This window comes from Patiriisocius sp. 208BN25-11, from assembly GCF_058147145.1.
In genome coordinates, this window is record NZ_JBYVJY010000087.1 from 1 (window position 1) to 256 (window position 256).

Annotated in this window: 1 pseudogene; it reads right to left on the reverse strand. The window is 38.3% G+C overall.

Annotation, left to right across the window (positions count from 1 at the left end):
- Positions 1–256, reverse strand: a pseudogene (locus ACY2RS_RS15675) (outer membrane protein assembly factor); the annotation flags it as partial.

Here is a 256-nt window from a genome sequence, read left to right on the forward strand (position 1 = left end):
TATTACAAACCAACCTTTTTCTAGCAAGGTATGGCTGTATTCTGTATTTAAAACAATTGCCGCTGTTCCGCGATCTATGGTATTTCCTACGCCACGAATATTTAATGGATTGTCCAACGCAAAAGGTGCAAAGGGCGTATCTCTTTCAGAGGCGTATGCTAATCGCAATCTGTTTGCCCAATTGCCTTGTTTACCTACTCTTTTAAAATATTCGAAATCATTTCTCCCTATAAAGAAATCTTTTAACACCCCTTCT